Origin of the sequence: Consotaella salsifontis, assembly GCF_900167365.1 — a bacterium.
Taxonomy (GTDB): domain Bacteria; phylum Pseudomonadota; class Alphaproteobacteria; order Rhizobiales; family Rhizobiaceae; genus Consotaella; species Consotaella salsifontis.
Window position 1 is genome coordinate 169,077 of sequence record NZ_FUXL01000008.1, and the last position, 19,835, is coordinate 188,911.

The following is a 19,835-nucleotide window of genomic DNA, read 5'->3' on the forward strand; positions in this document are numbered from 1 at the left end:
CGCCGCCCTCGCCCACCGGACGGAGCGGCGGAACATGCATGCGAAACAGCACGTCCCAAGGACCTTGCATCCTTCGGCAGACTGGCACGACGGGAGCAGGAAATCACCCTGATTCTTCGTCTCATGCCGCCGAAATGCCCACCGGGCAGGAGACTCCGGTGCCGCCGAGGCCGCAATAGCCGTTCGGATTCTTGGCGAGATACTGCTGGTGATAGTCCTCGGCGAAGTAGAAGGTCGGGGCCGGAGCGATCTCGGTGGTGATCGCGGCTGGGTGGCCGGCGGCCGTCAGCGCCTCCTGATAGCGCGCCTTCGCCTCCTCGGCAGCGCGGCGCTGCGCCTCATCGAAGGCATAGATCGCCGAGCGGTATTGGGTCCCGACGTCGTTGCCCTGGCGCATCCCTTGCGTCGGATCATGGCTCTCGAAGAAGAGCTTGAGCAGGTCCTCGTAGGAGACGACGCGAGGATCGAACACCACGAGCACCACTTCGGCATGGCCTGTTCGGCCGGAGCAGACTTCCTCATAGGTGGGATTGGGCGTTTGCCCGCCGGCGTAGCCGACTGCCGTCACATACACCCCCTCGCGCTTCCAGAAGACGCGCTCTGCGCCCCAGAAGCAGCCGAGGCCGAACATCGCGCTTTCCATCCCCCCCGGATAAGGCCCCTTGAGAGCGTGGCCGGATACGAAATGGTTCGCGGCGGTCGGCAAGGGAGTGTCGCGCCCCGGCAGCGCCTCGCCGGCCTCCGGCATTTCGCTTTTCTTGGAAAAGAGATCGAAGAGGGTCATGTCGTCGGTCCTTCGGATGGGTCGGCGGCCAAGTCGCGACCTAGATCAGGAAAGTGCCCGTTCCGGTGGGCGGCGCCCAAGGCCGGCGAGCAACAGAAGCAGCAGGGAGAGGCCGAGAAAGACGCCCGAGGCCGGCCATGGCCCGACCACGGCGAGGAGGCTGGCTAGGCTCTCGGCGAATGCATCATCCGCCCCCGAGACCGGAGGAGCGGCCACCCCCACCAGCGCCAGAGCGTCGGACAAGGACATAAGGCGCGCGCTATTTTCGGCGATCGAGCGCGCGATGTCGCCGACCGCGAAGACGGCGGCGATCGCAAGGAAAATGAGACCTATCAAGCGCGCAAGAAATCTCAGCATCGCTTTCTCCCCATCCCGCCGAGGGCGGCCACCCGCGCCATTTCAGAACGAATCGCGAATACGCCGTCCGCTTTCGGTATGTGGGACGAGCAGGGGCAACAAGCAATCCCACGCACGTGCTGATCAGACCTCCAGGGTCCGCGATTAGGCGCGGAAGCGCCACCCTCCGCCCGCCAACAGTGCCTGGACGAGTGGTTGAGACCGACAGAAGGGCTTTCTCGCGATTCGACGCTTGAACGTCGCGCGGTTCTGGCTTAAGTGCGCGCCAGTCGGTTCGCGGTCGGCTGCTTCGCTTGACGAGCATCGCCACGGACCTGTCGGGGAAACCCGACCCGGAGAGATGGCCGAGCGGTCGAAGGCGCACGCCTGGAACGCGTGTATACGGGCAACCGTATCGAGGGTTCGAATCCCTCTCTCTCCGCCATGCCTAAGTCATTGATTTCCTGCGATCCGAACGCCTGATTCCCAGATCATCCTGTCACAGCGCCCTGTCACACTGTTTCGGGCGTTTGTTTCTTGCATGCTCTGCTCGCACCCTTCGTCACGAGGCGCGGACTCCTCTTCTGGTTCCGCAGGCCGGTTCCGGTGGACCTGGTCTCCTGCCTCGGCAAGTCGGATATCCGGCGTTCGCTGCGCACCAGCGACGCTCGGGCCGCCAGACGAAGGGCATGGACGCTGTTGCGCGCGGTCGAGGAAGCATTCGAGACGTTGAGGAGGGCCGGACTCAGTTCCGACGCCCGCTCGGCGTTCGGTGCGATCCTCGATCACGTCATCGACGAGTTCGATGGCGGCCAATCTCGCTGGGCTGAGAGGGCCAAATACCGATACCTGATCGAGCGACTGGTCGCCGACGAGCCGTTGATGCCCGCCTTCGATAGGGAAGCAGCGGAAGCGCCTCGGTCGACATATCCGAACATTCGCCCTCACCCGGAAGCGGGGCCGCGCGTCACCGCCGATGTCGCGATGCGAACGGCCGCCTCCCGCGGCGGCGCCATGGCCACAGTCCCATCTGCCGCGCAGCCCACCGCCGGGGCTTCGATGTCCGCGGCGGACATCGCGGCCATGATCGACAAGGGGATTGGTGCCGCTATCAAGCGCGCCATGGCCCGTCCGGGCTCGGACGATCTTCTCTCATCGCGTGTGCCCGCCTTCCTCCAAAGGAAGACCGAAGAGTTGGGCCCCAAGGCGAAGCACCTGGCGGACTATTCGGGCCGCATCGCGGTCTTCATTGCGATCGTTGGCGACAAGCCCATCGGCGCCTACACCATCGAGGACATGCACCGGTTCCGCGACATCCTCGACCAGATCCCCGTCAAAGGCCGGCAGCGCTTCAAGACGGCTGATCCGTTACTACAGATCAGGATGAATCGGGAACTTGCCATCCCCTTCCCCCCGATCGACCCGGTCACGGTCGATGCCAAATACCTCAGCCCGATCAAGACACTGTTCAGCCATCTCGAAGGCCTTGGCGTCATCGAGAAGAGTCCGCTCGACGGCATCACGTCGAAGCGCATGAAAGGCGAGGACGGCATCGCGATCGGCCCCTCCGAGGAACGTCTGCCCTTTGAACCGGACCATCTAGCGAAGCTTCGGAAGATTGCCGACCAAAAGCCACAGTCCTCACCCGATCGCTGGTGGATACGGGTGTTGCCGCGAACCGGCTTGCGTCTCGACGAGTTCGCGGTCTTGTCCGTGTTTGACATCCGTCAGATTCATGGACGCTGGTGCGTCGATCTCCTCCATCTCGACAATGGCGACCCCGCTCACCGGGAACGCCGCAAGGAGCTCGACGTCAAAACCTCCAACTCCCGCCGCGTTGTTCCAATCCACCGCGCACTGATCGAGGACGGGTTCCTCGACCTCGTCGAAGCGCGGAGGAAGCGGAGCGGCGAAAGGGCACCCCTATTTCCGCAGTGCAAGCCCGACCGATATGGTTGCTACTCCTCCGCGCTGTCGAAGCGCCTGACCCGACAGATCGACGAGGTGACACCTGACCGCCGACACGTCACCCACTCGACCCGGCATAACTTCGCGGCGGCATGTGACGCCGCCGGGGTGCCGGATTCGGTGAGAGAGCGCTTCCTGGGCCACGCCGTCGATGAGACTGCCGTCCAGGATGGCCGTGCTCGACCGCGAGGATCGCGCGCCAAGCTGAGACGCCGATACGGCTCGCCAATACCGTCGCGCGAGGAGATGGACTGGATTGATCGGTTGCAGGTCTAGCGGGCGAAGGATTAAGCGCCGCGGCTGGAGGTTTTAGCCGCAAGCATGTTCGCAACCGAGCCTGGTCTACAGAGAAGTTATTGGTCGAATTGCTTTGCTGCGGATTGAGCTTGAGCATCCGAAGGCTAATCGTTAACCAAAGAGACGGAGTTCCTGCCCGTTCAGCTGGATTCGACAGTCCTTCAGCTCCATGTTGTCCTTGCGAGCCCAGCTCGTGTTTCACCCGGTCGGGTGGTCCAATCGGCGTCTGTCTTGCAGGGCGGCCGCCGACGGAGTTGCAGCTCCGCGACGGCCTGACCATGACAGAGCTCTGGATTGGAGAGTCCATCATGGCTGACGCCATCTACGCCGCACATCTGTGCGGGTTCAAGCCCGTTTCCCATTCCACCATTCCGACGCCTCCCGTCACGATGGATGATTCCGTCGATCGCGTTGCCGTCACCCGCGAAGCCGACATCGCCGCCACCGCGGCCTCGATCCTCGCCGCGCTGCCCGAGGATGGGTCCCGCATGACGCTGGACGAGGTGGCGCAAAGTTTCTCGCTCGACGCGCCGGTGCTGTCGGCGATGATGTTGCTGGTCGACCGTGGGCTGATCGCAGCCGACTGCACCCTTCCCTTCTCGCGCGACCTTCCGCTTCGCCGACTCTGACAGACGGCAGGCCCTTGAATCCTCGCCCCTGTGCGCTGCAGGGGGACTTTATTCCATCGCGATGAAAAGGCGGTGCGCACGGTTTGCGCGACCGAGGGTGAACTATGTCCAAATTCAGTGAGAGACTGTTCGACCAGAAACAGCCCGCAGACGAGGCCGACAGTCGGCTCGACGCGGCCTTCACGCAACTCGCAGCTCGCGTGATCCGCGAAGCGGACGACCTTGCTCGGGGTCAGGACCCGGTGCTTCAGGAGTTTGCCGGGCTGACCAGCCTCGCTCACTCCATCGTGCTGCGACACGGGCAGGCCGCGGCAACCGCACTCGCCCGGATCATCGAGGTGTCGGGACCGCATTTCCAAGTGTTGACAGAGGAGAAGATCCCGCTGACGGCAGCGGCCGAAGCCGCCGTTATCGCTAATGCACCCCACCGACTGCACCAGGTTGATCTCCCACACGACCAGGGTGTCCGTGGTAGCTATCGATGCGATATCGTCCTGCTCTGCGAGAAGGTCGGCTATGGGGTGCTGATCGAAGTGAAACGCGGCGCCTCGAGCCGGTCGCACAAGGCAATGCTGCGCCGTCTCGAGATCGCCCGTCTCGCCGCCCGTTTTCATCTGCAGCAGAAGAGCCGGATCTCGCGCGTCGAGGCGGTCATCATCGATCTCCACGGCACGGAATCTGCGCCCGGCGTGATCCTGCGCGACCAGATCGACGATTTCTTTGGGCTGCCGATCACTCGTCAGCTCGACAGGTTCGACGCGATCTATCGAGCTCGGGCTCGCTCCGCCTTGGTCCGCCGGTACGAAAACCTCTCCCAGGCGCTCACCCCCGCCAGCGTGAACATCTCTGGGGACGGGCAGAGTCAGGCAGCGGCTTCAGCCGTCGGCGATGAAGACGCTGGCGACAACCCCATTGGGCCGGCGCGCATCCTCGCCGCCCGGCAAAGGCAATCCGGAGGTCTGCACGTCGTCGGAGGTGCCCAATGAGCCGGGATAGAACGTGCACGCGAGCGGATGGCAAGATGGATGACGGGAACCCCGATAACACCAATGCTCCCACGGTCGTCAAACTTCCGTCGTTCATCGCGATCGGCGCGCTGCTGCGGCTTCATCGAGCCGGAGCTGCCGCGCCACACGTCGAGGCGGAGGTTCGCCATCGGGCAGTTCAGGGCGATCCGGCGGCCCAACTCGTCGTGAGCTGGCTGGATCGACTCGTGGCGAAGCCGGTTGATCGGGCGGGCGTCGACAGGGGAGGCTGCGATGGCGCTCGCTGACCTACCGAAGACAGTCGATAGGGACTTCGACCTTGCTCTCGACGAGTTCGACGCTGCAGTCGGCGACGACGCCCCGCAATCTGCTGACCATCGGCACCGTCGGTTTGCCCGTCTCTTGCCTGCGGAGCGCCTGCTTGCCGACCGGATACGATGCGAGGTCTTTCCACTGCGCCGCAGGGTTGCGCGCGGCAGCAATCTGCTGATTCTGCTCCGGGTTCCATCCGCCGATTGGCTCCTATCGGCGGTCCCGGCCGCAGAAGCGGCAATGGCAGATCTTGCCGCGCGAGCAGGATGCGAGGAGAGACGATGCGGGCGGGTAATCTTCGAGCCCTCTTCTCGCCGGAAGTCGATCGACGTCGACGAGGTTCGAGGGCACCTTCTATCGGGGCATTGCATTCTCTCGATGCCGCAGGGGTGCAAGATGCCACCGGTGCTCGCCGCCTTGGCCGATCTCGACATGACGATCTCCCCGTTCGCGGTCGACGAGGTCACCAGGGCACTTCGTCGCAGCTATGCGGGATCTCGCATTCGCCTTGGGCACGAGGCAGGTCTCTCTGCCTTGACCCCAGTCGATCTCAACCTGGCTTGCAGAAAGTCCGGCAGGCCGCGCGAAGCCATCGGCCTTTTGGCCAAGCTCGCCGGTTCCTCAGCCACAAGCGGTGACAGTTCGGTTCCGGCGTTCGAGAAGCTGGAAGGCTATGGGGACGCCAAAGCCTGGGGCTTGCAGATGATCGCCGACAACGCCGCATACAGACGCGGTGAGATTGCGGGCAGCGACATCGGTCCGGGAGCGCTGCTGGTTGGTCCGCCTGGGACCGGCAAGACGCTGTTCGCAAATTCCCTCGCGAAAGCAGCCGGAACGGCCTTCTTTCCGGCCTCGTATTCGGCGTGGCAGGGCCAGCGGGAAGGGCATTTGGGCGATGTAACCAAATCAATCCAGCGCACGTTTTCTGATGCACGCGCGGCGTCTCCGGCAATTGTCTTCCTCGATGAACTCGATGCGATTCCGGCTCGGAATGCCGGAGCACGGCATGACGACTGGTGGGGTGCCATTGTGGCGACCCTGCTCGAAGAATTGGACGGTACGGACCGGCGCCAAGGAGTCGTCGTGGTCGGCGCTTGCAACGACGATCGCGGACTGGATCGAGCGCTCGTCCGCGCTGGTCGGCTTGACCGAATCATTCGGATAGACTTGCCGGACGAAGCCGCCCTAACGAAGATCCTGGCACATCATCTTCCCAACCTGCCACTCGATCAACTCGAGCCAATCGCCATTACCCACGCCGGGACGATGTCCGGCGCCGACGTAGCTCGCCTCGCGCGTGATGCCCGCGCAAGAGCGAGAAGTCGGGGAAGAGCAATGGAGCCCAGCGACGTGCTCGCCACAGCGTTGCCCGTCGATGAGCGTCCCGAATCCCTCCGCCGGCGGATCGCCATTCATGAAGCGGGGCACGCCGTTGTCGGTATGGTTCAAGGCGCCGTGCCTCGGTCAGTATCGATCGTCGGTGACCATAGCAGTGGCGGTCGAGTCATCACGCCGGCAGTGGGCGGCGAAGGCGTCCTTCCCGACATTGAAAAAACGGTCATCCGGACCTTGGCCGGGCGGGCGGCCGAGGAGATCATCCTCGGCAATGTCTCTGCCGGCGCCTCCAATGACCTTGAGCGAGCGACGACGCTCGTCGCCCAGGTCGAGGCCTATCTGGGGCTGGGGTCGCATCTCGCTGCCGTGACAGGTGCCGAGCACGCTCCGACGGAACGGCGTCTGCGACGGCTTTACGGCGAAGCGGCGATCCTCATCCTCACCCACAAGAGCGACGTGGTCGCCTTGGCCGATCGTCTCATGAAAGAGCGGGTCATGGGCCAGCAAGCACTGAAGGATTTTGCATGTGAAAGGTGTTGGCAGACTCTCACGATTCAGCCGGTCGAGAGACCGCCGGACTGACTGGCTGCGGCAAATTGCCGGGCGGCCCGGCGTGGTGCCGGGCCAGAAAGAATCGCTTCTCTCATGCTGCGAATCACTTTTTATTGTCGAGTAACGAAGGGAGTCGGGGCCGAGATTTATGATCGACTGTACAAGGACCGAGGTGACCAGGACGCCCGAGACACAACACCGCTATCGAAAGCGATGCCTTGATCTGAAGGACCAGGCATATCGGGAGACCAACCGCCCAATGCCAATCATGGACCTCATCCGGTGGTTCACAGGACAAGATCGGCGGTGGGCGCCATCAACCGTCAGGCAGTATCGGGCGGCGCTGACGTGCATGATCGAGGCGGCAGCGGCCGCACGTAGGATCTCCGCGGAGGGGCAGGAGACCTTGATCGCACATCTAAAATCCGGCCCTGCCCCGCGTGATCGTCATGAGGAGCCGCGACGGACCTCTGCCAAGAAGAGGAAATCCGTTCCCATCAAGGAATGGGGGCGCCTGATCGGAGCACTCATCAATGGTGACGAACGCGACAAGCTGGCCGCATCCTTCATTTCATGCAACCTGCCGCTCGGGCTGAGGCCCGTCGAGTATCAGGACGCCTGCTCGGACGGGCGGACGTTGAAAGTCATCAATGCGAAAGCGACAAACGGCCGAAGCTTCGGTATGACCCGAGACATCGATCTTGCTCCGGTAACAGATCAAAATCCGTCATTTCCGGCGTTTCTTCTCCGGTTCCTGCAACGCTTGCGAGAAGCTGCTGCGGAAGCCGGCGGTTGGGCGCGCCTCTGGAGCCGAATCGCCGCGCGAATAGCACGTGCGTGTAAACGATGCGCGATCCGCCGAGTCTCGCTCTACTCGACCCGCCATGCGGCGCTTGCGACTGCGAAACAGCTGCTTTCGATGGAAGAGGTCGCGGCGCTGGCGGGGCACAAGACGACGCGCACGGCGACGGTGCATTACGCCAAGCGTCGTTCTGGCCTCTCTGCTAGGCTTCGATGCGGGGCGCCAACGCCAGAAACGACTTCGCAAGTCAAACCATCTCGGAAGGCCGAACGACAGACAAACATCGAATACCATGAGGCTGCCGCAAGAACTCCGTCATCGATTAGAGCATTTCCGGCTTAATCCGGCTCATAGCCAGCGGCGGCGAAGTAGTTGGCGCACTCGTCAGGCTTGAAGAGTGGGAGGACCGCGCCGACGGCGTCCCAGAGGCCATCGACCGATCGCTCGGCTCTCGCCCGCAGCAGCGACTTGAGCTTGGAGAAGGCCATCTCGATCGGGTTGAAATCGGGACTGTAGGGCGGGAGGTAGTGCAACTCCGCGCCAGCCCCCTCGATCGCCGAGCGAACGCCTTCGGTCTTGTGCGCCGGTAGATTGTCCATGACCACGATGTCGCCTGGCGCGAGCGTCGGGACGAGCACCTGCTCGACATAGGCTCGGAAGGCGATGGCGTTCATCGCCCCGTCCAGCACCATTGGCGCGGTCATCCCCGTCAGTCGTAACGCGCCGGTGAAGGTTGTCGTCTTCCAGTGACCGTGAGGGACCCCTGAACCGCACCGGATTTGCCGGAGGCTCCCACTCCTGAGAGGATGGAGCCACGATGAGCAAGACGACGAACAAATTCTCGCCGGAAGTGCGCGAGCGAGCGGTGCGGATGGTGCTGGACCATGAAGGCGAGCACGTCTCGCGCTGGGCCGCCATTCTTTCGATTGCCCCGAAGATCGGCTGCGCGGCGCAGACGCTGAACGAATGGGTCAAGAAGGCCGAGGTCGACAGCGGCAAGCGGGCGGGCATCACCACCGAGATGGCCGAGAAGATGAAGGCGCTGGAGCGGGAGAACCGGGAGCTTCGTCAGGCCAATGAGATCCTGCGCAAGGCCTCGGCGTATTTTGCGATGGCGGAGCTCGACCGCCGGTCGAAGTCATGATCGCCTTCATCGACGATCATCGCGGGGAACACGGGGTCGAGCCGATCTGCCAGGTGCTGCCGATCGCCCCGTCGACCTATTACGACCATGTGGCCAAGCGCGCCGATCCCTCTCGCCTTCCACCTCGCACCAAACGCGATGCGGAACTGCGGCCCGAGATTGAGCGTGTCTTCGACGACAATTTCGGCGTCTATGGCGTGCGCAAGGTCTGGCGGCAGATGCGCCGGGAAGGGTTCGACATCGCCCGATGTACGGTGGCTCGCCTGATGAAGACAATGGGCATCAAAGGCGCGGTGCGCGGCAAGCGCGTGAAGACGACGATCAGCGACAAGGCAGTGCCGTGCCCGCTGGACCGGGTGAACCGCCAGTTCCAGGCCCCGGCGCCGAATGTCTTATGGGTGAGCGATTTCACCTATGTTGCGACCTGGCAGGGGTTCGTCTACGTCGCCTTCGTCATCGACGCCTATGCCCGCCGCATCGTCGGTTGGCGTGTCAGCCGCACGGCCCGTGCCGGGTTTGTTCTCGATGCCTTGGAGCAGGCAGTTCATCAACGCCGCCCCGCCAAAGGCATCGGGCTCGTGCACCATAGCGATCGAGGATCCCAATATCTGTCGATCAAATATACCGAGCGACTCGCCGAAGCGGGGATCGAGCCGTCCGTCGGCAGTGTCGGTGACAGCTATGAGAATGCCCTCGCCGAGACGATCAACGGGCTGTTCAAAGCCGAGGTCATTCATCGCCGAGGGCCATGGCGCCACGTCGAAGCCGTCGAATTCGCGACACTCGAATGGGTGGATTGGTTCAACAACCGCCGTCTGCTCGAGCCGATCAGCAACATTCCGCCCGCGGAAGCTGAAGCCAACTATTACGCCGCCCTGGACCAAACCGACATGGCCGCATAGCTAAGATCAATCAGCCTCCGGCAAATCCGGCGCGGTTCAAAGCCCTGTTTTGAAGCTATCAGAACAGAGTCGATTCCATATCTTAGCATACTGAATGGCTTGCTATGCGGCCCTCCGAGGAGCGGTCGTGCCCTAGCCAGAATGGGCAATTGATGCAGATATGTGAGGCGCCCGCCTTGCCAGATGTCGGATGTTCTTCATGCCGAAGAAGTACTCAGCAAACGTTGGAAGCAGTGGCAAGTTGACATGATCCCGAGGAAATCTGACGCAGATGTTGCAGCAGCCAGGCTCGACGCATTCCAGCGCCGCTTCGTCGAGGCGGAAGATACGAACGTGCGGCTGTTGGCGCCGGCAGGCAGTGGCAAGACGCACTCGCTGCTCTGGCGCTGCGCTGAGATCCTTCATCGGAGCGAAGGCCAAGCGCGTTTTCTCATCGTGACCTTCACCCGCGCCGCCCGCGACGAATTGCGGGCACGGCTGTTCACACCACAGTTCGGATCGCTGTCCACCAACGCTGACGTCGTCACTCTGAACGGCTGGGGACACCGCATCATTCGCGGCAACTTTCTCAATCCCCGGCTGATGACCAGCGAGAACGACCGGAACCTTCTGATCAGGAACACGCTGCAGGCGTCCTGGGCGGAGGAACCGGCGATTGCGGAAGCAATGAGGGACCATCCCTATCAGCTGCCCAAGATCCTCGCGGAGGTCCTCGACATCCTGAAGGCGCTGGGATTCGACCATGAAGACGGCTCCATGCGCCATGCCAACGCCCGGCTCGATGCGCTGGAGGATCTCGGCCTTTCGCGCCATATCGATCAGCTGATCGAGAAGCTCCAGGAGCACGGCGTGCTGGCCAACCGAAGGCTCGAGACCTTTGTCGAGACAGTGATGCCGTTCTGGGTCAAAGCGTGCGATCTCCAGGTGGCCCAGTCGACGTTCACGCTGGAAGACCAGAAATATGTCGCCTTTCTCGACACGCGCCGACGCGTCAGGGAGGGCAGCCGCCCCACCGCGGATGCTCGGACCACCCACATCCTCGTTGACGAGTTCCAGGACATCAATCCGCTCGATCTTGCCTTGGTGCGCGAGATCGCGGTGCTGAACGACGCCAAGATCACCATTGTCGGCGACGACGACCAGGCGATCTTCGAGTGGCGGGGCGCGACACCCGACTACATTCTGGAACCCCAGGCGCATTTCGGCCAGCCATTCGCCACTCATATCCTGGAACGCAACTACCGTTGTCCGCGAAACCTGGTCGAAAAGTCGGCCCGACTCATCGAACACAATCAGCACCGCGAGGCGAAGACGATGTCGCCGGTTCTGGAGCGGGATGCCGAAATCGAGCGGCTGGAGCATGCGAGCTTCGTCGCCGCGACCGACGCGGTGATGAAAGAGGTTCGCGCCTTCCTCGCCCGGGATGTTCCCGGCGAAAAGCTCGCGGTGCTGTCGCGGAAGCGGGCACAGTTGATCCCCTATCAGATCATCATGGCACGCGAGGGCCTCTCTTTTTGCGCGGCCGAGGATCTGCACGTCTTCCTATCGGAGACGTTCGACCGTCTGCTGCATGCGATTCGCACACGGGCAATGGCGACGCTCGGCGTGCGCCTGCCGACCATGGTCGAGGATGTCGTGACCCTCTGCAACTCGGTGCGACGTTTCCCGCTGAAACGGGCCGAGGCCGACGCGCTTGCCAGGCATCTGCGCAACGGCCGGCCCAAAAGCTACGATGAGGTGATCGATGCCCTTGAGGCCTATCGTGGACCGCTGAAGGGCAAGAACGAGGACGGCAAGATCAGCGCCGCCTTCGCCCAGGCGCTCCGCAAGCTCGTTCATGCGCCGACCGTGCGAGCGGCGATTGAGGCGATGCAGGACCTCTTCGGCGGCTTCCAGCAGGACTATGGCCGCGCTCAGGAAGACATCTTCCTGGTCGATCCTCCCTTCCTCTACCTGACCGAATTCGCCGAAGCCTACGGCGACGACTTTCAGCGCTTCCTCGACGATCTCGAGACGGCCAAGGACACGCTGGTGCGGCTGCCAGGAGAGGACAAGGAGGACGATGCCAACAGCCTTTGGCGCCGGCCGGTCCACTTGATGACCGCACTGCGGGCGAAGGGCAAGGAGTTCGACACCGTGGTCATGCTCGACGTCGTCGACGGAATCTGGCCGTTGCGCCGTGCCAAAAGCGAACGTGAGATCGAGGCTGAACGACGGTTGTTCTACGTGGCGATGACCCGAGCCAAGCGCCGCCTGATCCTGACGCTGTCTGGCCGGATCGGCGACCAAGTGGCGAGTGCATCGCCGTTCCTGGAGGAGGCCAAGCTGACATAGGCGCCATTCACGCGGCCAGCGGCTGCCCATCCACTGCGCTGCCGAACAGCGCGTCGATATCGCCATCCTCGACCGGCGGCATCAGCATGTGTTGCGAGAGGCGACGCTTCTTCTCCAGAAGCTTGTCGAGCGTGACATCGAACGTTGCCTCACGGAACGTGGGGTGCACCGCGATCGGCACGTGGATCGTCACCGGCTTGTCCTGCCCGATGCGATAGACGCGGTCGTTGCATTGATCCTCGACGGCAGGGTTCCACCAGCGCGACAGGTGGATGACGTGGTTGGCCGCGGTGATGGTCAGTCCGACGCCTGCCGCCTTGGGTGACAGGACGAGGATATCGAAGCCCGGTCCTCTCGCTTGAAAGCGGTCGACGATCTCCAGCCGCCTGTCGCCGGGGACAGAGCCATTGATGATCTCCGGCTCCGACGAAAGCCCAAGATGCGTTGCAATCGCGCTGGCGAAGGCCGATTGGACGGATCGATCCTCAAGGAAGACAAGGGCCTTTTCCTTGGCTGCGGCAATCGCCTCGAGGCAGCCGACGGCGTGCGTCATCCGTGCGGAGCGGGCGATCCAGGCAGCGACCGAACGCGGATTCAACGGGTCGAGCCCCTCCGATCCGTCAGGATGCAACGAAATGCCCCGAAAGGCATGGATCGCCCGCAGCATGTCGCTCTGTCGCCGCTGGCCGAGACGCGCGGCGGCCACGGCCTTGTCATAGGCCTCGGCCTGGGCCGGTGGCATCACGATGCGTTCGGTTTTGACCTCCTTCTTTGGCAGGCCCGTCAAGATATCCGCCTTCATCCGTCGCAGAAGAACGGCAGGAGTTTGCAGATCGGGTCGATCGAGACGTGCCTTGAGTTCCTCGAGTTCGGCCGGCCCGCCTTCCTCGTACATCTTGGCGAAAACCTTGAGCTCGCCGAGATAGCCCGGAACCACGCGATCCATGATGCACCAGAGATCGGTCAGTCGGTTCTCGATCGGCGTGCCCGTGAGCGCCAACACGAAGTCGGCGTTCATCGCCTTGGCCGACTGGGTGTTGATCGCACCGGGCGCCTTGATCTTCTGCGCCTCGTCGAAGACTGCGACCGAAAAGGCCACGCGGGCGAAGACGCGGTGATAGTTCGCCAGCGTTTCATAGGTGGTCAGCACCCAATCAGCCTCATGGATGCGCCTGATATCGAGGGCATCCTCGGGTGTGACGTCCACTCCCTTTTCGGCCTTCAAGCTGCGCAAACCGGAGCCGAAAGCATCGACGCGCGTTCCGAGCGCGCCCGGCAGGAGATGCCGCTCGCTCTCCTCCACCCAGTTGCGCAGCAGCGCGGTCGGCGCGACGATCAGGATCGGCTCTCGCGCAGCCCCCTGGTTTCGCCCGAGCCGCGCCCGGTTCTTGCGCACCCAGGTGAGGAAGGCGAGTGCCTGGAACGTCTTGCCGAGACCCATGTCGTCGGCAAGAAGAACGCCCGGCCAGCCAGCCTTCCATGCGTCGACCAGCCAGCCGAAGCCCTCTTCCTGATGCGGCTTCGGCTCCGTTCGCGCCAGTTCGCCGCGCGGAAACGTCTCGGCGATCGTTGCCGTGCGCTTCGGCCATGCGACCTCGTAGTCGACGCCTTCGAAGTTCTGCGCGATCAGCAGGACCTCGCGGTCGCTCGGTCGATCTGGCGCGGCTGGCTCGGCGGCGCCGTCGTCAGGGCCCGATTGCTCAACTGGGCCGTTTTCTGACGCCGCTTCGGGCTGGACAGGCTCGCCGCCCGGCAGCTGAAATTCGGCGAACGCTTCTTCGACGTGCAAGACTGGCGTCGGGACATTCTCGATCAGGATCTCGTCGCGATCCGCTGCCTTCGCCTCTGCAAGTTTCCTCGTAATCTCGTCGTAGCGGTCGCTGTTCATCTCGACGAGACGATCGCCGATCTTCAAGGGGAAGCTCTCCGGCAGCCACTGCCCGGCCTTGTTCTTCAGCCAAGGAAGCACGGGCGGCCGCCAGATTCCGAGGCCGAGGACCCGTTCGGAATACTGCGCCGTTTCGACGAACAGGACGGCCGCGGCAGCATCGCGCCCCTCGCCCAGAGCCTCGGCGATCGCCGGCCGCGGATTGCGGATGAAGGCGCGCCGCTCGGCCGTCGGCGCGCGGCGTTTCTCGCGCACCACATCCAGTGCCGTCTTCAGATCCTTGTCGACGACAAGAAAAGTGTTGCGAGCCAGAACATAGCCGTCGCGCGTCTGCGCTTCCCGCGAGAAGACGTCGGCGACGAAATGCGTCTGCAGGTCCGGCGGCAACAGCGCGTCCTCGACCTGATCCCGATGAACGCCGGGCACGGCATCATCGTCGCCCTCGCCGATCGGAGCATCGTCCGCCTCGAGAACCGCCTTTTCACGCCCCATGACGATCGGCACGAAATCCGGGCCGTCTGCGGTTTCGCGAATGTCCAAGGCGAACGATCCCGCCTGGTAGACCGTGAGGCTCTTCAAGTAGCCGTCGTCGGAACTGATCGTCTGGCCGGTGGTGCGCTTGAGCGCGTCCTGCACCGGTCCCCAGGCCGCAATCCGTGCCTCCGATGAGCTCCCGGCAGAGGCGTTATAGGCGTCGATCGCCTCCAGCAGTTCAAAGACGCTAGCGACGAGCCGAGCGCTGTTCTCACCCCAGGTCACGAAGCACCCGTGCCGCGCGACCCTGATCGTGGAGAAATTGTCGTCGTACCAGCGCACCCGGATGCGAGCATCACTATCCGTCATCTTGCCTTCGAAGGAGAGCGTCGCCGACAGGTTCGTCAGCGCAGGCAGTCCCAGCGCGTCGGCCACTGACGCCGCGAGCTGTGAAGCGACCGGAAAGGGCAACAGGATGCCATCGCCCTCAATCGCCGCCTCTCCCTCCGCGATCAGCCGGTGAAGCGTCTTGGCCGCATTGCCAAGCGGTGCGGGCAGAGCCATCCACTGGCCTGGCGGAACGAACCTACGGCTGAGCAAGCGCCGCTCTTTGGCCTGGAGATAGGCGCCGTCTGGTCGGAGGTCGTGGGAAAACTTGACCATCGGTCAGCGCGCACTGAGATGATATTCGGGCGGCTGAATACGCGCCCCCGTCATCCGATAGATCTTCTCGGCAACCACTCCTTGCCAAGAATAAGTCTCAGCGTGGTTGTGCGACTTCGTCAATTCGGGAGCATAGCCTTTGCCATCTTTCAGTTCGTAAGCATCATAGAATTGCTTGTACAGAGCTGGCGCTCCCGTTCGATCCCATTCGTTCCAGATACGGCAAGAACCGTTGTGGCTCCATTCTGCGACCACGCCCCTACCAACTCGCAGGAGCAAAACGGACTGTCCCGACTGGACGCCGCCGCCCTTGTGGAAGCGGCCGAACGAGACCTTGCTTCCAAAGCGCCGCTGAGCGGCTCTGACCCCGGCAGGATCGAAGACCACCCATGCCGTCTGAATGAGCTTTCGTTTGTAGACAGCCTCCCAGAATGCGCGTCGGTATCGCCACATGTGGGCGTCGGCCACTTCGCCGACCACGTCCAGGAACTGCCGCAACGCCTGCCGCGTGAGCCAGCGGCGGGCGATCTCGGCGGCCTCCGGCATGTTGACCCAGCGCCCCTCCTGCGTCCGGGGATCGCCGAAGAGACCGATCAGGACGTCGAGATATCGGTCGCAGATATCTTCCGGAGGCTGCATCTGTTCGAAGGGGAGCAGCAGGGCGTTGGCGACGTCTGGACCTTGTGCCGGGAAATAGAGTTGGCCCACTTCATCGACCGCGATTTCCTTAACGAAGGCGAGCCGATCCAGCGCATCTAGGCGCCGATCGCCGGCCAGAAGCCGCAGCGCCTCACGGGCACAGATCTCCGCAAAGCCGGCCCGGATCACCGATGCCGTTAGCCCCGCCTGCTGCAGGAGAGCGCTGGGGGCGATCCGGCGGTCATGCGCCCGCCTCGCCACCTTCTGGGGACCAATGGACGGATCGAAGATTGCGAACTCGCGATGCAGCGCGTCGAACGGCTTGCCGGCCGTCTCGGCCAGAGCCGAGAGCACGCGGGCGACGGCGGCAAGGCCCGGACGATCCGGTCTGAAGCTGAACAGGAAGGACAGCGCCAACGTGCGGGACGGCGACTTCCGGTCCGCCCGCCGGATCTGGTCGAGAAACGATGCAAGCGTCTCGTCGGCAGCGGCGAGGCGCGTCGTCGTTTCCCAAAGGCACCAGGCCGCATCGCGCAGCTCGTTGAGCGTGAGTTTCTGGCGGGCTGCCAGGCGCGGGCCGAGCCGTTCGGCAATGGCGTCGTAGTCCTTTTTCTTGGTCAACCCCCCGTCCACACCCTGAATCTGAGCCGCCGCAACCGCGATGGCCGCATCGCGCGGCGGCGGAGCTCGGCCGGAATGCCGAAGCGACATCTCCCGAATGGCTTCGCGAAACGTCGTCACAGGCGCGGCCCTCGTCCGGTGCTCGCTTCTGGTGGCGCAGACTGGAGAAGCTGATCGATCTGCGTCCGCATCTGGCCGAGCAGGTTCGTCACCGCTTCAAGCCGCTTGCGGCGTTCCGTTTCCATGACGAAGCGCAGATCGATGCGGCGATTGCGCTCGTAGCCCGCCGAATCCTGCTCGTCCGCGATGGGCCGGGTCGAGGAATAGCCGGACACGGAGAGAACCGCCCGCCCTTCGCTGTTCTTCATATCCTTGAGCGTCGGGGCCGTCTCGACCAGGCGGCGATAGGTGTTGACGGCGCGTTCGGTCGAGAGCTGCCAATTCCGATCGTCCGAACCGGTGACGTCGGTGTGGCCTTCGATGAACACCGTCTCAATGCTGAGCCCCAGCGCATTCGAACACGCGGCCACCAGCGGCGCCGAGCAGTCGCTGTAGGCCGGCAGCGTCGCGGACAGCGCCCGAGCGATCGCGTCGACATTGCTCGCTGCCTGGCTCGTCAGATCGGAGTGGTCGGACGCAAATCGAACGGCGTTTTCGTCGAGGCGCAGCACCCCGTTGCGCTGATCGATGGTCACCCGGATGTTCTCTTTTTCCAGCCGCTCACGGATGTCGGTCAGGAGCTGTGCCCGAACGCGTTCCGACTCGCTCAGCGCCTCGATGTCTTCATGGACCTCGGCCTGGAGATGGTCGATCTGCCGGGCGACCTGTTCGACGATCTCGATACGGCGCTTCTGGTCTTCGGTGATTTCGATCTGCTGGTCGGTCGTCTGCCGGTAGTTCAGGGCGAAGATCATCAGCATGATGATAAAAATGAACAGGATGCCGACCATCATGTCGGTCATCGAGATGAAGTAGTTCTCCTCGGCTTCCTCGGTGGCCGTGTGGGGAATGTCGGCGTCAACGATCATTGCGGCGAGCCCGGGCTATTGCGCGGCTTGGAGCGCATTGGCCGATTCCAGTCGGCTCATGCTGTCGGAGATGCTTTGGGCCGCGTCGTTGATCTCGGTCAGAAGCCCGTTCAGCTTGCCGACCGCCTGAGCGAGCCCGGAATCGACGCCCTGGACATGATGATCCAGGTTTTGCTGTTGTTTGAGTGTGGCCTCCGAGAGGGCGGTCACCGCCTTGCCGAGTTCCTCGTCGACGCCGCGGAACCTCTCGGCATAGCGCTCCCAGAAAAGCTTCACCTCGCCATGCGCGTCGCGCAGCGCGGCCGCCGTTTCGCTGGAAGCCTGCTGGGCGGATTGCAGCGCCCCGAGCGTCTCGGCCAGATTGGCGGCCATCGTGTCGGTGGCGTGCGCGAAGCGGTCGCCGACCTGGGCCAGTGGCTGCGAGGCGAGACGCACGCTGGCGGCGGTTTCGTGGAAGGCGTCGGCGGTCTTGCGCGTCTCCGACGTGGTGGCGGCGATGGCCGTGGATTGGCCCTGCAGGCTGCTTTCCAGGGTGCGGATGGTCTGCGTCAGTCGGTCGAACTCGGCCGAGATCGCGCCGACGATCCCTGAGGTGCCAGCCTTCAGGCTTTCCGACAGCTCTCTTGAGACCGCCGTCAACGAGTCCGCGGCCTCTTGGCGCGCCGTCGCCAACCGGGCGCCGGTCGCCTCGATGTCGCTGCGCATCTCGCTCTGATAGCGGCCGATGTCGTTGCTGATGGCGCCAACCTGCGCCTCGAGCTTCTCGAGCACCCGTCCCATGGCAGCTTCGAGCTTGTCCGAGGCGCCGCCGGCCGCTTGGCCCAGCGCGTGGGCGACCTGAGTGTTCGCCCGCTCCATCGTCTGCCGCAGCGTCTCGGCGACGTCGGCGAAGGCCGCGCGGCTCTGCTCCGAGCTCCGGCCGAAGTTCGATCCGGCCTCGGCAACCATCCGGTTGAGGTTCTCGGCGGCTTCTGCCATGCGCCGGCCGAAGTCCTCGCCGGTGCCGCGCAGGCCAGACTGCATTTCCGCCAGTCCTGCCTGCATCTGGGCCAGAGTTGCGGCCAGCTCGCGCATTTCGGATCCGGCGCTGCCTTGCACGGACCGCGAGAACTCGCCCACGAGCTGGGCGATGCCGTCGCTGCTGTTCGCCGCCAGCTTGCCCATGGCCGCGTCGATGCTGGTGCTGACCGGCATCAGGGCACCGCGGAACGACTCGTCGAGGCGCGGCGCGATCGCTTCGCCCATCCGGGCAAAGAAGTCGCCTTGCGTGATCTCCTTCAGCTGGTCGCGCTGCTCCTTCAGCGTGGCGTTCATCTCGACCGAGATCGACTGCGGCGCGGCATAGAGCAGACTGCTCTCCAGCTCGGCGCAGAGCTTATCAAAGCTGCCCTCGATCCAGATCGTGTAGATGCGGAAGACCAGCGAGAGGAGGATCGAGGCACCGAGGCCTGCAATCGAGGTGGAGAACTTGAACGTCGCGATCTGCAGCAGCTCGCCCATGGCGGCCTGCATCTCGGCGGCATCCGAGGCCTCCGCCGCCTCGCCCGCCTTGTGCAGGGCGAAGACGAGACCGATGAAGGTGAGCAGAAGACCGATGCCGACGAAATAGCCGGGCACGGCGTTCATCAGCTTCAGCCCCATCCGCTTCTCGCGCGCGATCCCGACATTCAGAAAGGAATGCGGGCGAACGGTGTTGATCATCACGTCCGGCCGGCGATCGTCGCGCACCAGCGTCTCGTCGAACTCCTGATAGGCATGGCCGATGAGCGGATGCTGGCAGAGGCGCTGGCGGACAGTTTCATAGTTCTGGCCGAAGGCGAGACGTCGACCCTGAAGGTCTTTGGTCTTGCCGCCGGCACTCCTGATGACCTTGCGCGCCCGCCGGAGCGAAAGACCGATCGAGAGGACGTGACAGACGAAATAGGCGACAGCCAAACCAATGGCTGCTGCGCCGATCAGCAGGGCCACGGAGAAGGCAAAGCTCTGCTTGCTGACGCCATCCGGGTCGGCGAATACATTTGCGATCGTGTGGCCGACAAGCCGTAGATCGAGCAATGGAATGAAAGAGGCGGCGGCCGCGACCACGCCGGCCGTCAGCACCCAGAAGACAAAAAAGCGCAACGCGCTCCACATTATCCGCA

14 protein-coding genes, 1 tRNA gene, 1 pseudogene and 1 other annotated feature are annotated in these 19,835 nt (G+C 63.6%); of the genes and pseudogenes, 9 read left to right on the forward strand and 7 right to left on the reverse strand.

Going from position 1 to position 19,835, the window contains the following annotated elements:
* Window positions 1-121: 121 nt before the first annotated feature.
* Window positions 122-784, reverse strand: coding sequence for a peptide-methionine (S)-S-oxide reductase MsrA (gene msrA, locus B5D38_RS13240; protein WP_078708895.1), 663 nt, complete (start codon window positions 782-784; stop codon window positions 122-124).
* Window positions 785-829: 45 nt separating this feature from the next.
* Complete coding sequence (locus tag B5D38_RS13245) at window positions 830-1,141, reverse strand: hypothetical protein (protein ID WP_078708896.1); 312 nt, start codon at window positions 1,139-1,141, stop codon at window positions 830-832.
* 334 nt (window positions 1,142-1,475) lie between these two features.
* Here B5D38_RS13245 and B5D38_RS13250 point away from each other — a divergent pair.
* The 7 genes from B5D38_RS13250 to B5D38_RS13280 all read left to right on the forward strand — a co-directional run bounded on the left by B5D38_RS13250 (window position 1,476) and on the right by B5D38_RS13280 (window position 8,343).
* Window positions 1,476-1,565: transfer RNA gene (locus tag B5D38_RS13250), tRNA-Ser, on the forward strand.
* 92 nt (window positions 1,566-1,657) lie between these two features.
* Window positions 1,658-3,364 (forward strand): site-specific integrase, encoded by a 1,707-nt coding sequence (locus B5D38_RS13255; RefSeq protein WP_131829919.1) that lies wholly within the window; start codon window positions 1,658-1,660, stop codon window positions 3,362-3,364.
* Between the two features lie 329 nt (window positions 3,365-3,693).
* On the forward strand, window positions 3,694-4,014 hold the full coding sequence (locus B5D38_RS13260) for a hypothetical protein (protein WP_131829920.1): 321 nt from the start codon (window positions 3,694-3,696) through the stop codon (window positions 4,012-4,014).
* Between the two features lie 200 nt (window positions 4,015-4,214).
* Window positions 4,215-5,000, forward strand: a complete 786-nt coding sequence (locus B5D38_RS13265; RefSeq protein WP_131829921.1) for a hypothetical protein — start codon at window positions 4,215-4,217, stop codon at window positions 4,998-5,000.
* Between the two features lie 35 nt (window positions 5,001-5,035).
* The gene (locus B5D38_RS13270; RefSeq protein WP_078708900.1) at window positions 5,036-5,287 is read left to right on the forward strand and encodes a hypothetical protein; all 252 of its coding nucleotides are present in this window, start codon (window positions 5,036-5,038) and stop codon (window positions 5,285-5,287) included.
* Window positions 5,274-7,229 carry an AAA family ATPase gene (locus B5D38_RS13275; protein ID WP_078708901.1) on the forward strand — a complete coding sequence of 652 codons (1,956 nt, stop codon included), beginning with the start codon at window positions 5,274-5,276 and terminating at the stop codon, window positions 7,227-7,229. The genes B5D38_RS13270 and B5D38_RS13275 overlap by 14 nt, the downstream gene beginning before the upstream one ends.
* A 376-nt stretch (window positions 7,230-7,605) precedes the next feature.
* Window positions 7,606-8,343, forward strand: coding sequence for a site-specific integrase (locus B5D38_RS13280; RefSeq protein ID WP_131829922.1), 738 nt, complete (start codon window positions 7,606-7,608; stop codon window positions 8,341-8,343).
* Here B5D38_RS13280 and B5D38_RS13285 read toward each other — a convergent pair.
* Window positions 8,340-8,777 (reverse strand): annotated as a pseudogene (locus B5D38_RS13285) (IS630 family transposase); the annotation flags it as partial. The gene B5D38_RS13280 and the pseudogene B5D38_RS13285 sit on opposite strands and share 4 nt — an antisense overlap.
* A 41-nt stretch (window positions 8,778-8,818) precedes the next feature.
* Between B5D38_RS13285 and B5D38_RS13290 the strand changes: the two are divergent.
* Both B5D38_RS13290 and B5D38_RS13295 read left to right on the forward strand, forming a co-directional pair.
* Window positions 8,819-10,047 (forward strand): IS3 family transposase gene (locus B5D38_RS13290; protein ID WP_116002711.1). Its coding sequence is split into 2 segments (ribosomal slippage): window positions 8,819-9,107 and window positions 9,107-10,047, totalling 1,230 coding nucleotides; the frame shifts between segments, so codons are not numbered across the junction.
* Window positions 9,100-9,216: a sequence feature (AL1L pseudoknot), on the forward strand. (Overlaps the previous gene by 117 nt.)
* 246 nt (window positions 10,048-10,293) lie before the next feature.
* Window positions 10,294-12,381 carry a UvrD-helicase domain-containing protein gene (locus tag B5D38_RS13295; RefSeq protein ID WP_165690857.1) on the forward strand — a complete coding sequence of 696 codons (2,088 nt, stop codon included), beginning with the start codon at window positions 10,294-10,296 and terminating at the stop codon, window positions 12,379-12,381.
* Between the two features lie 7 nt (window positions 12,382-12,388).
* Here B5D38_RS13295 and B5D38_RS13300 read toward each other — a convergent pair whose 3' ends face one another.
* From B5D38_RS13300 to zorA, 4 genes are all read right to left on the reverse strand, one after another.
* On the reverse strand, window positions 12,389-15,307 hold the full coding sequence (locus B5D38_RS13300) for a DEAD/DEAH box helicase (RefSeq protein ID WP_165690858.1): 2,919 nt from the start codon (window positions 15,305-15,307) through the stop codon (window positions 12,389-12,391).
* A gap of 102 nt (window positions 15,308-15,409) precedes the next feature.
* On the reverse strand, window positions 15,410-16,756 hold the full coding sequence (locus tag B5D38_RS13305; RefSeq protein ID WP_280949391.1) for an EH signature domain-containing protein: 1,347 nt from the start codon (window positions 16,754-16,756) through the stop codon (window positions 15,410-15,412).
* 26 nt (window positions 16,757-16,782) lie between these two features.
* Window positions 16,783-17,694: an OmpA family protein gene (locus B5D38_RS13310; protein ID WP_078708906.1), complete on the reverse strand. Its 912-nt coding sequence runs from the start codon at window positions 17,692-17,694 to the stop codon at window positions 16,783-16,785.
* A 15-nt stretch (window positions 17,695-17,709) separates the two neighbouring features.
* Entirely contained in the window at window positions 17,710-19,815 is a 2,106-nt protein-coding gene (gene zorA / locus B5D38_RS13315; RefSeq protein WP_131829923.1) for an anti-phage ZorAB system protein ZorA, read from the reverse strand.
* Window positions 19,816-19,835 lie beyond the last annotated feature (20 nt).

Coding starts and splice junctions, on each gene's coding strand:
- B5D38_RS13245 (WP_078708896.1), bottom strand. CDS start 1,141: ATGCTGAGATTTCTTGCGCGCTTGATAGGTCTCATTTTCCTTGCGATC.
- B5D38_RS13260 (WP_131829920.1), top strand. CDS start 3,694: ATGGCTGACGCCATCTACGCCGCACATCTGTGCGGGTTCAAGCCCGTT.
- B5D38_RS13300 (WP_165690858.1), bottom strand. CDS start 15,307: ATGGCTCTGCCCGCACCGCTTGGCAATGCGGCCAAGACGCTTCACCGG.
- B5D38_RS13310 (WP_078708906.1), bottom strand. CDS start 17,694: ATGATCGTTGACGCCGACATTCCCCACACGGCCACCGAGGAAGCCGAG.
- B5D38_RS13305 (WP_280949391.1), bottom strand. CDS start 16,756: ATGTCGCTTCGGCATTCCGGCCGAGCTCCGCCGCCGCGCGATGCGGCC.
- B5D38_RS13270 (WP_078708900.1), top strand. CDS start 5,036: ATGGATGACGGGAACCCCGATAACACCAATGCTCCCACGGTCGTCAAA.
- B5D38_RS13275 (WP_078708901.1), top strand. CDS start 5,274: ATGGCGCTCGCTGACCTACCGAAGACAGTCGATAGGGACTTCGACCTT.
- msrA (WP_078708895.1), bottom strand. CDS start 784: ATGACCCTCTTCGATCTCTTTTCCAAGAAAAGCGAAATGCCGGAGGCC.
- B5D38_RS13295 (WP_165690857.1), top strand. CDS start 10,294: ATGATCCCGAGGAAATCTGACGCAGATGTTGCAGCAGCCAGGCTCGAC.